Annotated in this window: 24 protein-coding genes and 1 pseudogene; 14 read left to right on the top strand and 11 right to left on the bottom strand. The window is 69.9% G+C overall.

Annotated features, from left to right (window positions below; translation table 11 throughout):
• Position 1 precedes the first annotated feature (1 nt).
• Positions 2 to 415, bottom strand: coding sequence for a thioredoxin family protein (locus OG729_RS34630; RefSeq protein ID WP_360883747.1), 414 nt, complete (start codon positions 413 to 415; stop codon positions 2 to 4).
• Between the two features lie 76 nt (positions 416 to 491).
• On the opposite strand from OG729_RS34630, the gene OG729_RS34625 reads away from it, so the two are divergent.
• Together OG729_RS34625 and OG729_RS34620 are read left to right on the top strand one after the other, a co-directional pair.
• A complete protein-coding gene (locus tag OG729_RS34625; RefSeq protein ID WP_360883750.1) occupies positions 492 to 908 on the top strand; it encodes a DUF4395 domain-containing protein in 417 nt (138 codons plus the stop codon).
• 201 nt (positions 909 to 1,109) lie between these two features.
• Complete coding sequence (locus OG729_RS34620; RefSeq protein ID WP_360883753.1) at positions 1,110 to 1,832, top strand: lysophospholipid acyltransferase family protein; 723 nt, start codon at positions 1,110 to 1,112, stop codon at positions 1,830 to 1,832.
• Positions 1,833 to 1,859: 27 nt separating this feature from the next.
• On the opposite strand, the gene OG729_RS34615 is transcribed toward OG729_RS34620, so the two are convergent.
• The 5 genes from OG729_RS34615 to OG729_RS34595 all read right to left on the bottom strand — a co-directional run bounded on the left by OG729_RS34615 (position 1,860) and on the right by OG729_RS34595 (position 6,466).
• Entirely contained in the window at positions 1,860 to 2,552 is a 693-nt protein-coding gene (locus tag OG729_RS34615; protein WP_405809879.1) for a B3/4 domain-containing protein, read from the bottom strand.
• A 13-nt stretch (positions 2,553 to 2,565) separates the two neighbouring features.
• On the bottom strand, positions 2,566 to 3,147 hold the full coding sequence (locus OG729_RS34610) for a transglutaminase family protein (RefSeq protein ID WP_405809878.1): 582 nt from the start codon (positions 3,145 to 3,147) through the stop codon (positions 2,566 to 2,568).
• Between the two features lie 81 nt (positions 3,148 to 3,228).
• Complete coding sequence (locus OG729_RS34605; RefSeq protein WP_360883761.1) at positions 3,229 to 4,308, bottom strand: low specificity L-threonine aldolase; 1,080 nt, start codon at positions 4,306 to 4,308, stop codon at positions 3,229 to 3,231.
• The gene (locus tag OG729_RS34600) at positions 4,287 to 5,042 is read right to left on the bottom strand and encodes an SDR family NAD(P)-dependent oxidoreductase (RefSeq protein WP_405809877.1); all 756 of its coding nucleotides are present in this window, start codon (positions 5,040 to 5,042) and stop codon (positions 4,287 to 4,289) included. Before OG729_RS34600 ends, OG729_RS34605 begins: the two co-directional genes overlap by 22 nt.
• A 26-nt stretch (positions 5,043 to 5,068) precedes the next feature.
• Positions 5,069 to 6,466 (bottom strand): DUF6421 family protein, encoded by a 1,398-nt coding sequence (locus tag OG729_RS34595; protein ID WP_360883767.1) that lies wholly within the window; start codon positions 6,464 to 6,466, stop codon positions 5,069 to 5,071.
• A gap of 300 nt (positions 6,467 to 6,766) precedes the next feature.
• Here OG729_RS34595 and OG729_RS34590 point away from each other — a divergent pair, with 300 nt between their 5' ends.
• The gene (locus OG729_RS34590; RefSeq protein ID WP_360883770.1) at positions 6,767 to 6,892 is read left to right on the top strand and encodes a hypothetical protein; all 126 of its coding nucleotides are present in this window, start codon (positions 6,767 to 6,769) and stop codon (positions 6,890 to 6,892) included.
• Positions 6,893 to 6,995: 103 nt separating this feature from the next.
• On the top strand, positions 6,996 to 7,646 hold the full coding sequence (locus OG729_RS34585; RefSeq protein ID WP_360883803.1) for a glycerophosphodiester phosphodiesterase family protein: 651 nt from the start codon (positions 6,996 to 6,998) through the stop codon (positions 7,644 to 7,646).
• 41 nt (positions 7,647 to 7,687) lie between these two features.
• On the opposite strand, the gene OG729_RS34580 is transcribed toward OG729_RS34585, so the two are convergent.
• On the bottom strand, positions 7,688 to 8,236 hold the full coding sequence (locus OG729_RS34580) for a GNAT family N-acetyltransferase (RefSeq protein ID WP_405809875.1): 549 nt from the start codon (positions 8,234 to 8,236) through the stop codon (positions 7,688 to 7,690).
• 74 nt (positions 8,237 to 8,310) lie between these two features.
• On the opposite strand from OG729_RS34580, the gene OG729_RS34575 reads away from it, so the two are divergent.
• The 6 genes from OG729_RS34575 to OG729_RS34550 all read left to right on the top strand — a co-directional run bounded on the left by OG729_RS34575 (position 8,311) and on the right by OG729_RS34550 (position 12,698).
• Positions 8,311 to 8,697, top strand: a complete 387-nt coding sequence (locus OG729_RS34575; protein ID WP_360883776.1) for a VOC family protein — start codon at positions 8,311 to 8,313, stop codon at positions 8,695 to 8,697.
• A gap of 118 nt (positions 8,698 to 8,815) precedes the next feature.
• Positions 8,816 to 9,364 (top strand): DUF5134 domain-containing protein, encoded by a 549-nt coding sequence (locus tag OG729_RS34570; RefSeq protein ID WP_360883779.1) that lies wholly within the window; start codon positions 8,816 to 8,818, stop codon positions 9,362 to 9,364.
• Between the two features lie 93 nt (positions 9,365 to 9,457).
• Positions 9,458 to 10,393 carry a M56 family metallopeptidase gene (locus OG729_RS34565; protein WP_405809873.1) on the top strand — a complete coding sequence of 312 codons (936 nt, stop codon included), beginning with the start codon at positions 9,458 to 9,460 and terminating at the stop codon, positions 10,391 to 10,393.
• 109 nt (positions 10,394 to 10,502) lie between these two features.
• A complete protein-coding gene (locus OG729_RS34560) occupies positions 10,503 to 11,114 on the top strand; it encodes a phosphatase PAP2 family protein (protein ID WP_405809872.1) in 612 nt (203 codons plus the stop codon).
• A gap of 19 nt (positions 11,115 to 11,133) precedes the next feature.
• On the top strand, positions 11,134 to 11,829 hold the full coding sequence (locus tag OG729_RS34555) for an HAD-IA family hydrolase (protein WP_360883787.1): 696 nt from the start codon (positions 11,134 to 11,136) through the stop codon (positions 11,827 to 11,829).
• Between the two features lie 203 nt (positions 11,830 to 12,032).
• Positions 12,033 to 12,698, top strand: coding sequence for a TetR/AcrR family transcriptional regulator (locus tag OG729_RS34550; RefSeq protein WP_405809870.1), 666 nt, complete (start codon positions 12,033 to 12,035; stop codon positions 12,696 to 12,698).
• Here OG729_RS34550 and OG729_RS34545 read toward each other — a convergent pair.
• Positions 12,680 to 14,185 carry a hypothetical protein gene (locus OG729_RS34545; RefSeq protein ID WP_360883793.1) on the bottom strand — a complete coding sequence of 502 codons (1,506 nt, stop codon included), beginning with the start codon at positions 14,183 to 14,185 and terminating at the stop codon, positions 12,680 to 12,682. The genes OG729_RS34550 and OG729_RS34545 overlap by 19 nt on opposite strands.
• 176 nt (positions 14,186 to 14,361) lie before the next feature.
• Here OG729_RS34545 and OG729_RS34540 point away from each other — a divergent pair, with 176 nt between their 5' ends.
• Positions 14,362 to 15,027, top strand: coding sequence for a DUF305 domain-containing protein (locus OG729_RS34540; RefSeq protein ID WP_360883795.1), 666 nt, complete (start codon positions 14,362 to 14,364; stop codon positions 15,025 to 15,027).
• Here the strand turns inward: OG729_RS34540 and OG729_RS34535 are convergent.
• Positions 15,005 to 15,817 (bottom strand): DUF6214 family protein, encoded by an 813-nt coding sequence (locus OG729_RS34535; protein ID WP_405809869.1) that lies wholly within the window; start codon positions 15,815 to 15,817, stop codon positions 15,005 to 15,007. The two genes, OG729_RS34540 and OG729_RS34535, sit on opposite strands and share 23 nt — an antisense overlap.
• Before the next feature lie 234 nt (positions 15,818 to 16,051).
• On the opposite strand from OG729_RS34535, the gene OG729_RS34530 reads away from it, so the two are divergent.
• On the top strand, positions 16,052 to 17,413 hold the full coding sequence (locus tag OG729_RS34530; RefSeq protein WP_405809868.1) for an FAD-dependent oxidoreductase: 1,362 nt from the start codon (positions 16,052 to 16,054) through the stop codon (positions 17,411 to 17,413).
• Between the two features lie 67 nt (positions 17,414 to 17,480).
• Here OG729_RS34530 and OG729_RS34525 read toward each other — a convergent pair.
• A pseudogene (locus tag OG729_RS34525) lies at positions 17,481 to 17,573 on the bottom strand (transcriptional regulator); the annotation flags it as partial.
• Between the two features lie 81 nt (positions 17,574 to 17,654).
• On the opposite strand from OG729_RS34525, the gene OG729_RS34520 reads away from it, so the two are divergent.
• Entirely contained in the window at positions 17,655 to 18,146 is a 492-nt protein-coding gene (locus tag OG729_RS34520) for an Lrp/AsnC family transcriptional regulator (RefSeq protein ID WP_360870993.1), read from the top strand.
• Positions 18,147 to 18,275: 129 nt separating this feature from the next.
• Positions 18,276 to 19,088, top strand: coding sequence for a dimethylargininase (gene ddaH, locus OG729_RS34515; protein WP_360870990.1), 813 nt, complete (start codon positions 18,276 to 18,278; stop codon positions 19,086 to 19,088).
• A 76-nt stretch (positions 19,089 to 19,164) separates the two neighbouring features.
• Here ddaH and OG729_RS34510 read toward each other — a convergent pair whose 3' ends face one another.
• Positions 19,165 to 20,094, bottom strand: a complete 930-nt coding sequence (locus tag OG729_RS34510; protein WP_405809867.1) for a LysR family transcriptional regulator — start codon at positions 20,092 to 20,094, stop codon at positions 19,165 to 19,167.
• Positions 20,095 to 20,164 lie beyond the last annotated feature (70 nt).

The following is a 20,164-nucleotide window of genomic DNA, read 5'->3' as shown; positions in this document are numbered from 1 at the left end:
GTCACACTGCCTGTCCCAGCGCGGCGATCACATCCGCCTTGCGGGGCTGCCCGGAGGCCCGGGTGACGATCCTGCCGCCCGCGTCGAGCACCAGAACGGTGGGCGTCTTGAGAATGCCGAGCTCCCGCACCAGAGCGAGCCGCTCCTCCGCGTCGATCTCGACATGGCTGACTCCGTCCACCATGCGCGCAATGTCGGCGAGGGTGCGCCGGGTGGCCCGGCACGGCTGGCAGAAGGCACTGGAGAACTGCACGAGCGTCGCCCGCTGTCCCAGCTCCGCGCCCAACTCGGCCGCGCCGAGCCGTACCTCCGCGTCCCGACCGCGCACCTTCAGCCTCCCACCGCTCCGCCGCTGCCACAGCCCAAGGACGCTCGCCGCCGCGAGCACCACCGCACACACCACGAGTCCAGTCATCCAAGGGTCCAGCGTTCACAAGACCGCAAAGATTCCCGCGCCCGCCCCGCGGACCGGCTGCGGGATGCTGTCAGGCATGGACATCGACGTCAGGGGGCCGCGTTTCGGGGCCGCCGTCACCACAGTCGTACTCGCCGCGGTTCTCGTCTCGGGCAGCGGCATCCTGCTCGCCTGGCAGGCGCTCGCCTTCGCCGCGGGGGCGGTGTTCGGCGTGCAGCGCTCTCCCTACGGATGGCTCTTCCGTACCGCGGTGCGGCCGCGGCTCGGAGCTCCGACGGAGCTCGAGTCGCCCGCGCCGCCGCGGTTCGCGCAGGGCGTGGGGCTGGCCTTCGCCGTGCTCGGCCTGGTCGGCTACTTCTGGGGCCCCGAGTGGCTCGGGCTCGCCGCCACCGGATGCGCGCTGGCCGCCGCGTTCCTCAACGCCGTTTTCGGGTACTGCCTGGGGTGCGAGATGTATGTGCTGCTGCGCCGGGCAACCGCGGTCCGACCCTGAACCCACTGTCCGGCCATGATGTGAAAAGCTGGCCATGATGTGAAAAGAGAGACGTGACAAGAATCTCGCCCGCCGCAGGCACCAGGGCTGGCCAGCACGCCGCACATGGGGCACGATCTGCCCAACGCCGAAAACCTACGGCTGCGTAACTTCCGCCGGGAGAAACCCTTCCCGGGCGCACAACAGAAGGGTCTTCTCCAGATGGCAGAGCTCGTCTATCGGCCGGTCATCGGCGCCGCTCGAACCATGTTCAAGGCGCTGGACCTGAAGATCGACACTCAGGGTTCGGAGAACATCCCGCGCTCGGGCGGCGCTGTGCTCGTCAGTAACCACATCAGCTATCTGGACTTCATCTTCACCGGACTCGCGGCGCTCCCCCAGAAGCGCCTGGTGCGCTTCATGGCGAAGGAGTCGGTCTTCCGGCACAAGATCTCCGGCCCGCTGATGCGCGGAATGAAGCACATCCCGGTGGACCGCACGCAGGGTGAGACGGCGTACGCGCACGCGCTCGAGTCGCTGCGCTCGGGCGAGATCATCGGGGTCTTCCCGGAGGCGACGATCTCGCAGTCGTTCACGCTCAAGTCCTTCAAGTCGGGTGCGGCACGCCTTGCCCAGGAGGCCGGTGTACCGCTTATCCCGATGGCCCTGTGGGGCACCCAGCGGATCTGGACCAAGGGCCGCCCGCGCAACTTCAGGCGCAGCCACATCCCGGTGACGATCCGCGTCGGCGCACCGGTCGAGGCACCCAACGACCAGTACGCGGGCGCGATCACGCGGCGGCTGCGCGAGCGGGTGCAGGAGCTGCTCGAAGCCGCGCAGCGCGCCTATCCCGTACGCCCCAAGGACGCGAGCGACACCTGGTGGGTGCCCGCGCACCTCGGGGGTACGGCGCCGACTCCGGCCGAGGTCCGCGAGGCCGGCTAGGCGGACAGGACCTAAACGTCACACCGGTTACCGGGGCGGGTGGACGGTGATCTGCGCCCCCGGGCTCAACTTCTCCAGCCACTCGGCGAGTTCGGCGGCCGCGGCCTCGAGCTCGCCGGTCGTGGTCGGGGCCAGCGCCTCCAGCAGGAAGAGCGCGTTGACGGACTGCTCGGTGAGCCGGGTCCGTACACCCTGACGCCAGTTCCAGCGGCGGCAGGTGACGCCCTCGTCGTCGCGCCAGACGACCTCACCCGGCTCCGGGTGCTCCACGCTCGCCTCGCCGCCCGCGACGGTGCCGAACAGCTCGTCGCCGGTGGCGCGCACGAGCCTCATCCCGCCCCTGATGTGGTCGGTGTCCTCGCCGCCGACCGGGATCAGATGGGCCACGCTGATCGCGTTGTAGAGGTCGACCAGCACATTGATGCGCGGCAGTCCGCCGTCCGCGAGCGCGCGCTTGGCCAGCGCCTCGGCGGAGTTGCGCGTACGGGAGGGCTTGGCGCCGAAGGCCGCGTACGCCTCCCGCCAGGCGGCAATGTGCGGGTCCTCGTGAGGGGCGCGGCCCTCCAGCCGCTCGGCGAGCCGGCGGGCGGCACTGTCCAGCAGGGCCGAACTGTCGTCGCTGCTGGGCCCGTTGAGCAGGCCGCGTGCCTCGACGGCCAAGTGGACGAAGCCGGGTGCGATGGCCCTGACCTGGTCGGAGACGGTGATCGTGAGTGTCATGGCCGGGGATGCCTCACAGTTCGGTGGGGAGGTGGAGCCAGAGCGACTCCCGGTCCGACGCACTCTGCAGCGCATGCAGCACCATCAGGTGCGGTGCAGCATATGCTACCGGATAGTCCACATCATTGGACTCCGGCTGTACGGGAAAGGCCAGCCGCTCCTCGTCGAGCGAGAACTGCGCACCGGCTCCGGGCTCACCGCCACGGGGATCCTGCCGCGACCAACGCTCCCGCCCCGGCAGCCTGAGGGCGACGAGCCCGTGGACCACACCATCCAGCCGCTGATAGCACAGGGCGGCGGGGATACCTCCCGCACGCAACAGCGCGGTCAGCGCATGGGACTTGGCGTAGCAGATGCCGGTCCGCTGCTCCAGCACGTCGGAGGCGCGCCAGGTGACCCGCATGTCACCCGCGTCGTGCGAGTGCGGGATGGTGTCCCGTACGAACTCGAAGGCCGCCTCGGCGTATGAGTATGCATCACCCGCTTCGACACGAAGACGGGCGGCCGTCCTGCGCACGAGCGGGCGCTCATGGTCGATGACCTCGTCGGCCACGAGGTACGCGGACAGTTCAGGCACCTGTTGGATCAGTTCCATGCCTGTCGACCCTAAGGAAGCGGCCGACCGGAAGTCAATCACTTTCCGATCGGCCACATACTTATGCATTCGCAGAGCAGGCTAGTGCGCCATTTCTTCCTTCAGCGCCTGCACGAAGGCGTCGACGTCGTCCTCGGTGGTGTCGAAGGAGCACATCCAGCGGACGTCGCCGGCGGCCTCGTCCCAGAAGTAGAAGCGGAAGCGCTTCTGCAGCCGGGCGCTCACATCGTGCGGCAGACGGGCGAAGACGGCATTGGCCTGGACGGGATAGAGGATCTCCACGCCGTCGACCGCGCGCACGCCGGCGGCGAGACGCTGGGCCATGGTGTTGGCGTGCCGCGCGTTGCGCAGCCACAGGTCGCGCGCCAGCAGCGCCTCCAACTGCACCGACACGAAACGCATCTTGGAGGCGAGCTGCATCGACAGCTTGCGCAGATGCTTCATATGGCTCACCGCGTCCGGGTTGAGGACGACGACGGCCTCGCCGAACAGCATGCCGTTCTTGGTGCCACCGAAGGTGATCACATCGACGCCGACGGCGTTGGTGAACGCCCGCATGGGGGCATCCAGCGACGCCGCGGCGTTGGATATCCGGGCCCCGTCCAGATGGACCTTCATGCCGCGCTCGTGGGCGTGCTCGACGATCGCCCGGATCTCGGCCGGCGTGTAGACCGTGCCCAGCTCGGTGTTCTGAGCGATCGAGACGACCTGCGGCATAGCCCGGTGCTCGTCCTCCCAGCCCCACGCCTGCCGGTCGATGAGCTCGGGTGTGAGCTTGCCGTCCGGCGTCGGCACCGTCAGCAGCTTCAGCCCGCCCATGCGCTCCGGCGCGCCGCCCTCGTCGACGTTGATGTGCGCCGATTCGGCACAGATCACCGCACCCCAGCGGTCCGTGAGCGCCTGGAGCGCGGTGACATTCGCGCCGGTGCCGTTGAAGACCGGGAAGGTCTCCGCCGTGGCCCCGAAGTGGCTGTGCATGACCCGCTGAAGGTGCTCCGTGTACGCATCCCCGCCGTAGGCGACCTGGTGACCGCCGTTGGCGAGGGCGAGCGCCGCGAGGACCTCGGGGTGGGCGCCCGCGTAATTGTCGCTCGCGAAGCCGCGTACCTCGGGGTCATGGTGGCGCCGGGCGTCGGTCTTCACGGTTTGGGGGTCAGCCACAGACGCTGTCCATTCGCTTCCCGGGCGGACCGGTCCCAGACTCCGGCAACGGCCTCGGCCAGTTCCTTGACGTCTGTGAAGCCCGCGAACTTCGCATTCGGGCGCTCGGCGCGCATGGCGTCGTGCACCAGTGCCTTGACGACCAGGATGGCAGCCGCGGCCTTGGGACCCTCTTCGCCCCCCGCCTTGCGGAAAGCGTCGGCCAGTGCGAGCGTCCAGGCCTCCGCCGCCGCCTTGGATGCGGCGTACGCGGCGTTGCCGGCCGTGGGCTTGCTCGCACCCGCGGCGCTGACCAGCACAAAGCGACCCCGGTCGCTGCGCAGCAGCCCGTCGTGGAAGGCGAGCGAAGTGTGCTGGACCGTACGGATCAGCAGCTTCTCGAGCAGCACCCAGTCGGAGAGATTGGTCTCGACGAAGGAGGCGCTGCCGCGCCAGCCGCCGACGAGATGGACCAGTCCGTCGATCCTGCCGAACTCCTTCTCGGTCTTGACCGCCCACTCCTTTGTGGCGTCGAGATCGAGCAGGTCGACGGTGTCGCCGGTGACGGTCGCCCCGCCGTGTGCGTACCGTGCGGCGTCGACCGCCTCGGCAAGACGCTCCGCGTCCGCGTCGGAGGCGACCACTGTCGCGCCGGCCTCCGCCAGCCGCAGCAAGCTGGCGCGGCCGGCCGGGCCCGCCGCTCCGGCGACCGCCACGACGGCACCGTCGAGCGGCCCGTTGCCGTTTCTGTTCATGGTCCCAGTCTCCTCCGTACGAGCGCTCACGCGGCGATCCGCTCGGCGCCCGCCGCAGTGATCCCCTTGGTGGAGGCGATCACACCCTTCAGCTTCTTGGAGAGCGCCTCATAGAACATGCTGAGCGGAAACTCGTCGGGAAGCACGTCGTCGACGAGCTTGCGCGGAGGCTGTGCCAGATCGAGGGCGTCGGGGCCCTTGGCCCAGCGGGATCCGGGGTGCGGTGCGAGGTAGCTCGAGACCAGGTCGTACGCCGCGAACCAGTGCACGAGCTTGGGACGGTCGATGCCGTCCTTGTAGAGCTTCTCGATCTCGGCGCAGAGCTGGTTGGTGACCTGCGGCGCGCGGTCCCAGTCGATCTGCAGCGTGTTGTCGGTCCAGCGCACCACATCGTGCTTGTGGAGGTACGCGAAGAGCAGCTGGCCGCCGAGGCCGTCGTAGTTGCGCACCCGGTCACCGGTGACCGGGAAGCGGAACATCCGGTCGAACAGCACCGCGTACTGCACATCGCGGCCGTGCTGGTTGCCTTCGGCCTCCAGCTTCACGGCCTCCTTGAAGGCGGTGAGGTCGCAGCGCAGCTCCTCGAGCCCGTACATCCAGAACGGCTGGCGCTGCTTGATCATGAACGGGTCGAAGGGCAGGTCGCCATGGCTGTGGGTGCGGTCGTGGACCATGTCCCAGAGCACGAACGCCTGCTGGCAGCGCTCCTGATCGCCGACCATCTCGCGGATGTCGTCGGGCAGTTCGAGGCCGAGGGTCCTCACGGCCTCGCTGGTGACGGCGCGGAACCGGGCAGCTTCACGGTCGCAGAAGATGCCGCCCCAGCTGAAGCGCTCGGGGGCCTCGCGCACGGCGATGGTCTCGGGGAAGAGCACCGCGGAGTTGGTGTCGTAGCCGGCGGTGAAGTCCTCGAAGGTGATGCCGCAGAAGAGGGGGTTGTCGTAGCGGGTGCGCTCGAGCTCGGCGAGCCACTCGGGCCAGACCATGCGCAGCACAACCGCTTCGAGGTTGCGGTCCGGGTTGCCGTTCTGTGTGTACATGGGGAAGAGGACCAGATGCTGCAGTCCGTCGGCGCGTGAGGCCGCGGGCTGGAAGGCCAGCAGCGAGTCGAGGAAGTCGGGGACACCGAAACCGCTGTCGGCCCACTTGTGCAGATCGGCGACGAGCGCTCGGTGGTATGCGGCGTCGTGCGGGACCAGCGGGGAGAGCTCCTCCACGCCGTCGAGCACGCGGTCGAGCGCCGCCTCGACCGTGACGCGCGCGGGAGCGCCCTCGGCGTCGAGGTCGATGGAGCCGTCCTTGGACTGCCAGGGCCGGATCTCCTCGACGGCATTCTTGAGCTTCGGCCAGGCCGGGTGCTCGATCACCGGTGCAGGGTGGGATATGCGCCCTTCGGCAGCGTCCCGCACAAGAATTTCCGTCATGTCACTTCCTCCACAGGAGAACCTCGCGTCAAGACACCGTATATGTCAGTGGTTCTTCCGTACAAGTAGAACCTTGGGAAATTATCCTGCGCCACCCCCATGATCGCCGAAGGTTTTACGGTCTGCGGCGGTCCATACCGATGAAGGGGTACGTGGCGAGGCTCGGCGGGGCGGGCTCGGCATCGCGTCAAGCCGCGCGGGACGCGCCCACTGGCGGGTGACGCGGTTCGCGACGGGCGGCCCGCCACCGGTAGGACGGGAGGGGCCGTATCTCGCCAAAATCGCCCCGGAGCCTGCCGCGTGAGCACCCGTGCCGTCCTTGTCGCAGCCCTGATCACCGGTTTCGTCCTGGGGATCGCGGGAGCCAGAGCGGACCACTCCACTCCGCCGCGCGAGACCGGTTCCATCACGGAGGCAGGCCGTTAGGCTGCGTGCTTGCCGTGCGGCTGCCGGGATGCGCCGCGCGGGAGCCGCCGTCGACGGAAGCGAGAGAATCTTGACTTTCCTCACCATCGGTCATCGCGGGGTCATGGGCGTCGAGCCGGAGAACACCCTGCGCTCCTTCGTCCGGGCCGAACAGTCCGGCATGGACGCCATCGAACTGGATCTTCACCTGAGCAAGGACGGCGCACTCGCCGTCATGCACGACGCCGACGTGGACCGCACGACCGACGGAACCGGCCCCATCGCCGACAAGACCCTCGCCGAGCTGCGGGAGCTCGACGCCGGGGACGGCGAGCGGGTGCCGGTCTTCGAGGAGGTACTGGACGCGGTGCGGGCGCCCCTCCAGGCGGAGATCAAGGACGTGGCCGCGGCGCGGGTGCTCGCCGAGGTGATGCTTCGCCGCGATCTCGCCCACCGCGTCGAGGTGTCGTCCTTCCACGACGACGCGATCGCCGAGATCGCCAAGCTGGTTCCGGGGGCACGGACGGTGCTCATCGCCAGCCGCTGGGGCGCCGACATCGTGGACCGGGCGAAGGCGGTCGGCGCCGCGTCGCTCGCGCTGAACATCCGGAGGCTGACTCTGGAGACCGTCGAGCACGCGCACGGCGAGGGGCTGCAGGTCATCGGCTGGGTGGTGAACACCCAGGAGCATCTGCGGCTGGTGCGCGCCCTTGAGCTGGACGGCGCGACCACCGACTTCCCCGAGATCCGGCGCACCGGCCGTTTCACCGCCTGAGCGGTCTCGCTGCCGTCCTTACATAGGGGTCCTGCGGAGTCCTACAGCTCCTTCACCAGGAGCTCGAAGGCCAGATCGTCGCGCTGCGGGATGCCGACGCGCTCCTCGCCGTACGGGAAGGGGCTCATCTTTCCCGTACGGCGGTAGCCGCGGCGCTCGTACCAGGCGATCAGTTCCTCACGGACCGAGATCACGGTCATATGCATCTCGCGCACACTCCAGCGCTCGCGCGCGGTGCGCTCGGCCTCGGCGAGGATCCGCCGTCCGAAGCCTGTGCCCTGCAGTTCGGGGCGGACCGCGAACATGCCGAAGTAGGCGGCCTCACCGCGGTGTTCGAGCTGGCAGCAGGCGATCACCTCACCGTCACGCTCCACGACGAGGAGGGTGCTGCAGGGGGCCGTTATGACCGCGCGGATGCTTTCCGGATCGGTGCGTTGCCCTTCGAGGATGTCCGCCTCGTTGGTCCACCCGGTCCGGCTCGCGTCGCCGCGGTACGCGGAGTCGATCAGCGGGACGAGCGCCGGGACGTCGGCCTCGACGGCGTCGCGGTAGGTGAGAGCGGCGGAGTCCCGGGGCAGTGCGGTGTCCATGGTGCGGCTTTCCCATCTCGGCTCGGCACAAGTGTCCCGAGACTATCCCGGGCGGCCGGGCCTAGGGTTTGCTTATGGTGCATGTACTGAGCAGCCGGATCCTGTTGCGCCCGACCGACCCCGAGCGGTCCCGGCGGTTCTACGGGCAGACACTCGGCCTGCCGGTCTACCGCGAGTTCGGGACCGGCCCCGAGCGGGGCACCGTCTACTTCCTGGGCGGCGGGTTTCTCGAGGTGTCGGGGCGCTCGGAGGCACCCGCGGCGACCGGGCCCGAGCTGTGGCTCCAGGTGGCGGACGCGGCCGCGGTGCACGCCGAGCTGGCGGGCCAGGACGTAGAGGTGCTGCGGCCGCCCCGGCGTGAGCCGTGGGGGCTGATCGAAATGTGGATCGCCGACCCGGACGGCCACCGGATCGCGATTGTCGAGGTCCCCGCCGACCATCCGCTGCGCCACCGCCCCTGAAGCACTGTTCACGCGCGCGCACCACGCCCCGTGCTCCCCCTGCACCCCCGTGCGCTCGCGTGAGCCCCGCGGCGGCCGGGCATCGACCCCTCGACACCGCCGAAGGGGGAGGTGCACCGTGCACGGACCCGCGCTGTCCGGCTGGTTGCTCGTGACGCTGTGCGGGGCGACGGCCGCGTACTGCCTGGTGCGGATGCGCAGTTGCTCCGGCGAGACCCGCGCGGCGGCCGGCGGCGAGGCGTTGATGAGCCTGGGGATGGCGGTGATGGCGGTGCCCGCGGCCGTGTTCGCGCTGCCCGGCTGGGGGTGGGTGGTGTACGCGGCGGTCTTCGGCGCGGCAGCCCTGCGCGCCCTGCGGCCCGCCCACCGCGGCAGCCACCATCTGCACCACGCCGTGGGCTCGCTCGCGATGGTCTACATGGCGGTGGCGATGACCGCCGGCGGTGGGGTCCATGCCGGGCACTCGGCCGCCGGGGTCCCGCTGCTCACCGGCGCGCTGCTTGCGTACTACGCCGTGTACGTGCTGCGCTCGGGCGTCCGGCTGGTACCCGTGGCCTCCCCTGCGGGCGGTGCGGTGACGGTCTCCTGGGGCGCGCGCCCCGAGCTGGCGCCGGCCTGCCGGCTCGCCATGGGCCTCGCCATGCTGGCGATGCTGCTCGCTCTCTGAGCACCACGCTGACAGCGGCAGCGAACCGTGTCGTACGTCACTTGGCGTGCAAGGCCATACCCGCAAGTAGACCCGCGCTCATAGGCTGGCGCCATGTGGGTCTCCCTCGCGCTGCTGCTTCTCGGCGCACTGGCCGCCGTCGTGGCCCCGCGGCTCGTGGCGCGCGCGCAGTGGCCGGAGCGCGAGCCCGTGGTTGCCCTGTGGGTCTGGCAGTGCGTCGTGGCGGCCGTGTTGCTGTGCTTCGGGCTCTCCATGACATTCAGCGCGGCCGCCGCCTGGCAGCTCGTACGGGGTCATGTCTTCGCGCCCGCGCCGCATGCTGTGGTCGAGGCCTACGCCCTCGGCGCGGACGAGCCGTGGGCCGCCGTCCTCGCCGTCATCCTGGCCTGCGGCGGCGTGTGGACCGGCGCGAAGCTCACCCAGGAGATCCACCGGGCCCATGTGCGGCGCAAGCAGCGGCGCAGGGAACTTCTGGTGCGCTCCCCGCGGCTGCCGGGCGAGGAGCCGGGCAGCGAGCCCCTTGTCGTCCTGGAGGGCAAGCGGCCGGACGCCTGGTGGTTGTCGGGAGCGGCACCCCAACTGGTCATCACCACGGCCGCGTTGCGGCGTCTGAAGGGCCGCCAGCTCGATGCCGTACTGGCGCACGAGCAGGGACACGCCCGGGCCCGGCACGACTGGCTGCTGCACTGTTCCGCCGCGCTCGCAGGCGGCTTTCCGCGGATCCCGGTTTTCGCGGCGTTCCGCGACGAGATGCACCGGCTGGTCGAGTTGGCCGCCGACGATGTCGCATCCAGGCGCTTCGGCCGGCTGACGATCGCGCTTGCCCTGGTCGAACTCAACGAGGACCGCGGGGTGTTCGGCCCCTGCCCCACTCCGGACGCCCAGCTGCCGCAGCGGGTGAACCGGCTGCTGACCCCGGCGCCCCGACTGGCCCCGCGCCATCGGCTGGTGCTGACCGCGGCCGCCGCGCTGGTGCCCGTCGTCCCGCTGCTGGTGGCCTTCGGACCGGGGCTGCGCGCGCTGGGCTAGCAATTCCTGACGCTCGGCAGCAATGATCTCCCCCATGCACCCACCGCGACCGGCGCCGCACGCTCCGCCTCCGCGCCCTTCCCTCTCCGCGGCTGCCAGAACGTGCGTGGTGCTCGCTGTTCTGTCGGCCGCGCTGCTGATCCTGGTGGCGGTGCCCTTCTCCCCCCTCATCTCCTTCGACCGCACTGTCGCGGACGGGCTGCACCACTGGGCGGTGCGCGAGCCGGCACTCACCCGGGTGAACCGGGTGCTCACCGACTGGGTGTGGGACCCCTGGACGATGCGTGCACTGACCGCCGCTGCCGTCATCTGGCTGCTGCTGAAGCGGGAGTGGTTGCTCGCGGTGTGGGTCGCTGCGACGAGCGCGGTGGGCAGCTTCCTCCAACAGGGGCTGAAGTCCGCCGTCGGCAGGCAGCGGCCGCACTGGCCGGATCCGGTCGACTCCGCCCACTACGCGGCCTTTCCCTCCGGCCATGCGGTGACCGCCACGGTCACCTGCGGGCTGCTGCTGTGGCTGCTCAGGCGGTACAAAGCGGGAAAGTGGCTCTGGCGACTGAGCGTGGCGGCTGCGGCCGTCTCCGTCGTCGGTGTGGGCCTCACCCGGCTCTACCTTGGCGTGCACTGGCCGTCGGACGTGCTGGGCGGCTGGCTGATCGGCGCCTGTTGGGTTGCCCTGTCGATCGCCGCGTACGAACGTGTGGTCTTGAACCGGGAGCGCTGAGCCCGGAAGGATCGTACTCATGGCGATCAAGGGTGTGCTCTTCGACTTCTCCGGAACGCTCTTTCGTATCGAACCGGTGCGGGACTGGCTGCGCGCCGTGCTGGACGAGCGGGGCAGCAGTCTGCCCCAGGCCGAACTGGCCCGGTACGCCGATCAGTTGGCGGATACCGGCGCGCTTCCGGGCGGCTCGTCCCCGCGCTGGATGCCGCCGCACCTCGCCGAGTTGTGGCGGACCCGCGACGAGAGCGCGGAGCGGCACCGGGCCGCCTACACCGGTCTGGCCCGCCAGGTGGAGCTGCCGGATCCAGGTCTGTACGACGCGCTCTACGAACGCCATATGAAGCCCGCCGCCTGGCGCCCCTACCCCGATGCGGCAGAGGTACTGAGCACACTGCGGGAGCGGGGTGTGGGTGTCGCGGTGGTGAGCAATATCGGCTGGGATCCGCGGCCGGTCTTCCGCGCCCACGGCCTGGACGTCTGGGTGGACGCGTATGCCCTGTCGTACGAGCACGGTGTGCAGAAGCCCGATGTGCGGCTCTTCCGCGCGGCGTGCGAGGCGCTTGGCCGGGCCCCGGGCGAGGTCCTGATGGTCGGCGACGACAGGACCGCGGACGCAGGGGCCGCGGATCTCGGGTGTGCCGTCCATTTCGTGGACCATCTGCCGGTGGACGAGCGTCCGGCGGGGCTGCGCCCGGTGCTCGGGCTCATCGACTGACCGGACTCGCTGACTGGAGGACGGGGGCCAGAGCTTCGAATCGATGCACAGAGGCACACTGAAAGCATGACAAAACCACCCGAACCGGACGATCCCCCGCGTCGCCCGGTTCGGGCAGCACGCCCGCTGACCAGGCCCTGAGGACCGTACAGCGGGACACCCTGAGTATATTGGCTCTGAGCCAGTCAACGCAGGAGTCAAGCATGTCCCCGCGGAGCGCATCGGTCAATGAAGAGCTTCGTCGGCGTTCCCGGGAGCGGCTTCTGCAGGCGACCGTGGAGCTGGTCGGAGAGCGCGGGTACGAGGCGACGACGCTGGCCGACATCGCCGACAGGGCGGGCTCGGCGCGCGGCCTTGTCTCGTACTACTTCCCGGGGAAACGCCAGCTCCTGCAGTCGGCCGTGCACCGGCTGATGCATCTCACGCTGGCCGCGGCGCTGGAGCGCGAGCCCGGCACCGACGACGGGCGGGAGCTGCTGGCGCGGGCGATCGACGCCATCCTCGGGCTCGCGGTCGACCATCCCGTACTGATGCGGACGCACATGTCCGGGGTGCTGCAGGCCGAGGGATTTGTGCAGTGCCCGGAGCAGCAGCGGCTCGCCGCCCTGCTGCGCGAGACGGTGGAGCGGTACGGATCGCCTGACGTCGACGCCGACTATCCGCTGCTGCGGGCCCAGCTGATGGGTGCGGTCTTCGCCATTCTGCTGCCGGGGGTGCCCATGCCGCGCGCCCGGCTGCGCGCGGACCTGTTCCAGCGGTACGGGCTGGACTGGGAGCTCGGCGTTCCGCCGGGCGGGGAGCCGCCCGGCGGAACGAATATCGAGGCCCCGGATTCCCGGGACCTTCTGGATCAGTCGCGGTCGAAGTAGTCGGGCTGGGTCTGCACATTGAGCTCGTGCAGCCGCACCCGCTTCGCCGGATTGGTCCGCCGGTCGTCGAGCTTCAGCACGTCGAAGCCCTTGGCGATGTCGTTCGCGTAGATGTAGCCGTTGTAGTAGTACGCCGACCAGGCACCGCCGCCCACCAGCGTGTCCGCGCTCAGCGGGCCGCGCTCGAAGTAGGCGATCTCCTTGGGCTTCGCGGAGTCGGTGAAGTCCCAGACCGAGACGCCGCCCTGGTACCAGGCCTGGACCATGAGGTCGCGGCCCTTCACCGGGATCAGCGAGCCGTTGTGGGCGACGCAGTTCTCGGTGTCCGCCTGATGGCGGGGGATCTTGTAGTAGCTGCGGAAGACCAGCTTGCGGTGGTCGCCCCTGCCAACGATGTCGTAGATGCCGTCGGCGCCGCGGTTCGGGCCGACCGTGGCGTTGCAGGTGGCCGCGCCGCCGCCGCCGAGCTCGTCGGTGAAGACGACCTTGTTGGCCTTCTGGTTGAAGGTCGCCGAGTGCCAGAACGCGAAGTTCACATTGTCCTGGACCTGGTCGATGACCTTCGGATGCGCGGGGTCCTTGATGTCGAACAGGATGCCGTCACCCATGCAGGCGCCGGCGGCCAGGTCCTTGGACGGGAGCACCGTGATGTCGTGGCAGCCGGTGGTCTTGGAGACGCCCGGGTTGGTGGGCGAGCCCGGGTTGCCGCCGCCGTCCGGGCCCTCGCCCGGGAAGAGCACCGGGAAGTTCACGACCGCCGCCTTCTCGGGAGCCTTGCGCGGCACCTTGATGACGGAGATTCCGTCGTGCGGCGGCTGGCAGTCCGGGAAGGTCGCGTTCGGCGAGTACGAGGAGACGTAGATGTAGACGTTGCGGCGCTCCGGCACCAGCGTGTGCGTGTGGGAACCGCAGAAGGTCTCGACGGCGGCGACGTACTTCGGGTTGCGCTTGTCGCTGATGTCGAAGATCTTCATGCCCTCCCAGGACGACTTCTCCGTCGCGGGCTGCGTGGTGCTGTTGCAGGAGTTGTCGCTGCGCGAGGAGTCGGTGGAGAGGAAGAGCAGGTCACCGGAGACGGAGACATCGTTCTGCGACCCGGGACACAGGACCTGCGCGACGGTCTCGGGGGCCCTCGGGTTGCTGATGTCGAAGATCCGGAAGCCGTCGTAATTGCCCGCGTAGGCGTACTTGCCCTGGAAGGCCAGGTCGGAGTTGGTGCCCTTGAGGGCGTCCTTGGGGATGTTGATGAGGTGTTCGACGTTGTCGCTGTGGACGACCGCGTCCACCGGGGGTATCTCGCCGGCCTTGATGGCCGCCTTGGTTTCGGCGGCCTGTCCCGATAAGACCTTGCCCCGGGCGGGGGTGTCCCCGGGGTCCGGCGTGGCGGCCGCGGGTCCGGCCGTCAGCAGAGTGGCCAGGAGTCCGGCCGCGGCTGCCGCCACGCCCAGACGTCTGCGCCGCACTCGGGTGGTGTGCAACAGGGTCACTGCGTCCTCCCTTGTATCCGTTCGCAGTCGAACGGTTCACGGACCTCGGCAGTATCGTCCTCTGCATGCTCATCTCAACAGATGGCAACAGAGCCGTAATGAAAGTTTTTGATCACCACCGTGCGGAAGCATGCTAGGACGGTCCCCAGACACCCCAAGTGCCCCAGGAGGTCTCCGTGTTGAACCGCCGTAGGACCGCACGTGTCCGCGGGGCGGTCGCCCTGGCCGCGGTCACTGCCGCCTTATTCGCCCTGGGCGCCTGCGAGTCGGACTCCGGCGCTCCCGCCAAGGCCAAGGGGGGTACCGGACCGTCAGTGGTGGCGCCGGGCAAACCGGGCGAGCCGGCGAAGACGCTCTCGGCGGAAGAGGCCGCGAAGGCCGCGCCCGACGACTCCCCCAACTCGGCGGACTTCTCCTACGCACAGATGATGATCACGCACCACGGCCAGGCACTTCAGATGGCCGCCCTGGCGCCCAGTCGCGCGGGATCCACGCAGGTCAAACGGCTGGCGGAGCGCATCGCCGCGGCGCAGAAGCCGGAGATGGGCGCGATGCAGGGCTGGCTGAAAAACAACGGCGGGGCGAAGGGGAAGGGCGGCCACGACCACGGCGGGTCGGCGATGCCGGGAATGGCCACCGCGGCCCAACTGGCGCAGTTGCGCGCCGCGAAGGGCAAAGCGTTCGACGAACTCTTCCTGAAGCTGATGATCACTCACCATCAGGGGGCGCTCACCATGGCCACGGAGGTCCTCTCGGAGGGCAACAACGTCCTGATCGAGGAGATGGCAAACGATGTGATCGCCCAGCAGACCAGCGAGATCAACCGGATGCGCTCGATGTGACGGGCGCCTGCGCGGGGTTGGACCGGCGGCGGTTGCGGCGGGGCGGGAGGTAGCCCTCGTCGCGGGCGCCCGCGATGAGGCGCAGCGCCCTACGGCGACTGCGGCCGGTCGCGTCCATGACCGCGAGCACGGGGTCGCGACCGTCCTGCTGCGCGGCTCGGTAGGCATCGGCCGCGATCCGTCGACCACCGCGGCCGCGCGGCATGGCCGGCCGCGCCCGCCGCCGGGCCGGCGGCGGAGCACCCGCGTGCGGGTCGCCCGACGGTGGCGCCCCGGCGGGGGCGTCGTCCCATTCCGGCACCGCTGACCGGGGCGGGCCGGTGGCGCCGAAGTGCGATACCTGAGCGGCTGCTGGGACGGCTTCCGATCGCGGCGAGGTCGCAAGGCCGAGATCCGATACCGGCGCGACCGCAGGGACGGCGTACCATCCCGGCGCGACCGTCTGCGCGTCGGCGGGGGCGTCGTCCCATTCCGGCGGCTCCGATCGCGGCGGCCACGTGCCCCCGGAACCGGCGTTCCGTTCCGGCGAGCTCGCGGGGCCGTCGGGCGGCCCGGGCGCTGTCACCCCGCACGCGTGCCCGAGTGGGTTCTCGATCCGGCCGGCGAGCACCGCGAAGCTCTCCAGCGGCAGCGGCGGGTCCGCCCGAAGATCCTCGATGGCGAGCCTCTCGCCGTCGACGACGGCGAGTACGTCGATCCAGGCGCCGTCCGCAAAGGTCAGCCGGACGTTGAACCAGGGCGGGGGAGGTTCGTGCGGCGCCTGCGCGGGCCCCGCTCCGTGGGTGACCACGCCCTGCCCCTGGAGCTCCCAGACGGGCGGGCAGGGCACCGGCCCGCCCGGGTCATACTGATCATTAGCGTTAAGAAACCTAGTTTCTTGCACAATTAGCACGTAACCAGGCAAATCATGAGTCTCAGGGGCGGCACGCGCGCCATGTCGCCCCAAGGGACCCCGTCAGCGGCATCTCCCCAGCCGCGCACGCCGGTGCAATGCTGGAGTCCCCCTGCGGGAAGGAGCGCAGCTGTGCTTCGCGTCGCCGTCGTCGGATCGGGACCCAGCGGGGTCTACGCCGCGCAGGATCTCGTCCAGCAGAGCCGGGTACCGGACGTGCGCGTGCACGTACTGGACAGGCTCCCCTGCCCCTACGGACTCGTGCGCTACGGAGTCGCGCCCGACCACGAGAAGATCAAGTCCCTCCAGAACAATCTGCGCACCGTGCTGGAACACGAACGGATCGACTTCATCGGCAATGTGGAGGTGGGCACGCACGGGCTCGGTCCCGAACGCCTCCTGGAGCTCTACCACGCGGTCGTGTACTGCGTCGGGGCCGCCCGGGACCGCAGGCTCGGTATTCCGGGCGAGGATCTGCCCGGCAGCCACTCGGCCACCGACTTCGTCTCCTGGTACAGCGCACACCCCGACGCGGCGGGCAACGGCTTTGCGCTCGGGGCGAGTTCGGCCGTGGTGATCGGCGTCGGCAATGTGGCCGTGGATGTCGCCCGCATCCTCGCCCGGGGTGCGGACGAGCTGCGCCCCACCGATGTGCCGCAGGCGGCGCTCGGCGCGCTCGGGCTGAGCCGGGTTCGCGAGGTGCACATGGTGGGCAGGCGCGGCCCCTCGCAGGCGAAGTTCACCACCAAGGAACTGCGGGAGCTCGGCGCGCTGCCCTCGGCCGAGGTGGTGGTCGAGCCCGCCGATCTCGCCCTGGACCCGGCGTACGCGGACCCTTCGGCCGCCGCTGCCCTGCCCGCGGTCAACCGGCGCAATCTCGATGTCGTACGCGGCTGGGCGGCGCAGCCCGCCCGCGGCCAGGAGCGCCGGATCCATCTGCGGTTCTTCCTGCGCCCGGTGGAGCTGCTCGAAGACGCCGGCCGGGTGGCGGCCGTACGGTTCGAGCGCACCGTTCCGGACGGCGAGGGCGGCGTGCGGGGCACCGGAGCGTACGAGGAGATCCCGGCGCAGTTGGTGCTGCGGGCGGTCGGCTACCGGGGCGTGCCGCTGGCCGGGCTGCCGTTCGACGAACGGCACGGGACAGTGCCGCACGACGGTGGCCGGGTGCTGCGGGACGGGGTTCCGTCCCCCGGGGAGTATGTGGCGGGATGGATCAAGCGTGGACCGACCGGGGTGATCGGCACCAACCGGCCGTGCGCCAAGGAGACGGTGGCCTCACTGCTCGACGACGCGGCGGTGCTCGCCCTGCGTCCGGTCGCCGCCGATCCGCTGGCGGCGCTGCGGGAGTCGGGACACAGCCCCGTCCAGTGGCCGGGCTGGCTGGCGATCGAGGCGGCGGAGTCTGCGCTGGGCGTGACGCTCGGCCGAGGGTCCGTCAAGATCGCCGACTGGCCGGGGCTGTTGACTGCGGCGGGAGACGGCATGGCCGGGTGATCGAGCGGGCTGTGCCGCTGTCCGCGGCAGCCTGCGGGTCGTCGGGCGCAGCCGCGCGGGGACGGCGTCAGCTGTCGCCGAGGCGCCTGGCCTGGCGCTCCGCGGCCGCGAGGACGCCGTCCAGCAGGCCGGGGAAGAGTGTGTCCAGGTCGGCGCGTCGCGTTCGCAGGGTGGAGCCCGCACGCGCGTCTCGGGGCGCGGGGTGACAGGATCGCCGCGAACTGCGAGAGGAGATGACGCCATGTCCCGGCGCGGAGCTGACCTGGACGAACTCGACCGCAAGATCATCGCGGCGCTGATGGCCGACGCGCGCGCGAGCCTGCGGGAGATCGGCGCGTCGATCGGCCTCTCGGCGCCCGCCGTGAAACGCCGGGTTGACCGCCTGCGGGAGCAAGAGGTGATCACGGGATTCACCACGGTGGTGAAGCCCTCGGCCCTGGGCTGGCACACCGAGGCCTATGTGGAGGTGTTCTGTGACGACGCCGCGCCGCCCAGGCGGCTGGCGGAGGTGGTGCGCATTCACCCCGAGATCCAGTCGGCCGTGACGGTCACCGGCCGGGCAGACGCGATCCTGCACATCAGGGCGCTCGACGTCGCACACTTCGAGGACGTCCTCGAACGGATCCGGTCGGAGTCCTTTGTGAAGGCCACCAACACCTTCATCGTGCTCACGCACCTCCTGCCGAGCAGCCCCGAGGCCGGGTCCGGTCGCATCACGCCGGACCTGACGTAACAAGTGGTGGCTCCAGGCCCCTTATACGCAACATAGTTGCGAGAACACGCAACTCATTCATCTTGTCGCTTTCCGTCACCAATCTCTAGCGTGGTCGGCATCCCGCGGCCCAAGGAAAGGAAAACGAGGATGCCGTCCGTCAGAACTGCGAAGCAGCGTCGGTATCTTGTCTGCCCTCCGGAGCACTTCGACGTCCGGTACTCCATCAACCCCTGGATGACCTCCGTCGAGCCGGTCGACACAGCATTGGCACAAAAGCAGTGGGACGGGCTCGTATCCCTCTATCGGGAGCTGGGTCACACCGTCGACACGCTCGAACCGGTCGTCGATCTCCCCGACATGGTGTTCGCGGCCAATTCGGCGCTCGTACTCGACGGGAAGGTGTTCGGCGCCCAGTTCCACGCTCCGGAGCGGCAGCCGGAGGCCGCCCACTACCGCACCTGGTTCGAGGGCGCGGGTTTCGAGACGCGCGTCCCCTCCCATACCTGCGAAGGGGAGGGCGACTTCACCCCCGTCGGCGGATTCATACTCGCCGGCACCGGGTTCCGCACTCTGCCGGCCGCCCATCACGAGGCCCAGGAATTCTTCGGCACGCCGACGGTGAGCCTGCACCTGGTCGACCCGCACTTCTACCACCTGGACACGGCGCTCTTCGCTCTCGACGAGAGCAATATCGCCTACTATCCGGGGGCTTTCTCGGAGGGCAGTCAGCAGGTTCTGAAGGCACTCTTCCCCGATGCCGTCGTCTCCGCTCGCGAGGATGCGCTGGCCTTCGGGCTCAACTCCATATCCGACGGGCGCAATGTGGTGATCGCGCAGGACGCGACGGGACTCATCGACAGCATCGAGGCGCACGGGTATGTGCCCATCCCCGTGGATCTCTCCGAGTTCCGCAAGGCGGGCGGCGGGGCGAAGTGCTGCACTCAGGAGATCCGCGGCTGAGGCGGGAGATCCGCGGCTGAGGCGCCACGCACAGGGCTGACGCACGGGCCTCGCGCATGGGGCCCGTGCGTCAGCCTCACGCATCACCGGTGCGGCCCGACCAGCGCGACCGAATTCGTACCGACTCGGCGCGCAGTGCCGCGAGCAGTTGCCCGGCGCTGCGCGCCGCTGTCGCGTGCAGCATCGCAACGCCGATCTGCCGGACCAGTGGCGGCCCCGCGACCGGGCGGACCGCGATGTCGGCACGCGGATTGTTCAGCCCCAGCCTCGGTGCCAGCGCCACGCCGATCCCGGCGGCGACAAACCCCTGCATCACGGCATAGTCGTCGGTCCGCATCCCGTGCACGGGTTCGAAGCCGTACTGCGCGCACGCCCACGACAGCACCCGGTCGCAGGGGTCCCAGTCCGTCGTCCCCATGATCCACTTGTCCGTACGCAGGGCGTCGAGCGGGACGCGCTCCAGGGCGGCCTGCGGATGATCGGCCGGCAGCACCAGGAGCAGCGGGTCCTCAAGCAACGGGTGGACCGTGAACTCCTCCTCCAGATCGAGGCGGTCACCCGGCTGCGAGAAGACGAGCGACAGATCCAGCTCGCGCGAACGGAGCCCGCGCAGCAGCTCGGGGAGCTCCCCCTCGGTGAGCGAGACCTGCACCCCGGCCTCGTGCAGCGTTCTGACCGCCGGTGGCAGCAGCAGAGCGCCCGCCGTGGGGAACGTACCGATCCGCAGGGCGCACGAGCCGTGCGCCACGACGTCGCGGGTCTCCCGCTCGGCGAGCAGCATCCGTTCCAGGATGGCTTCGGCATGCGGCAGCAGGACCTCACCGACCTCGGTGAGCGTGGTGCCGCGGGGACCCCGGTGGACCAGCCGTGCGTCGAAGTGCGCCTCAAGGGTCGTCAGGTGGTGCGCGACGGTCGGGTGGCTGTGGTGCAGCGATCGCGCGGCCGCCGCGAGCGAGCCCTCGCGCGCGATGGCCCGCAGCACCTGGAGATGGCGAAGATCGAACACTGTGCACACCCAGCTGTATAAGTTTTATGTACATCTAGAGATATCTGCAGGGTTCTCCTACGTCCAGAGC

It is taken from the genome of Streptomyces sp. NBC_00210 (genome assembly GCF_045160975.1).
Lineage (GTDB): Bacteria > Actinomycetota > Actinomycetes > Streptomycetales > Streptomycetaceae > Streptomyces.
This window is presented reverse-complemented; position numbering and strand designations above follow the sequence as displayed.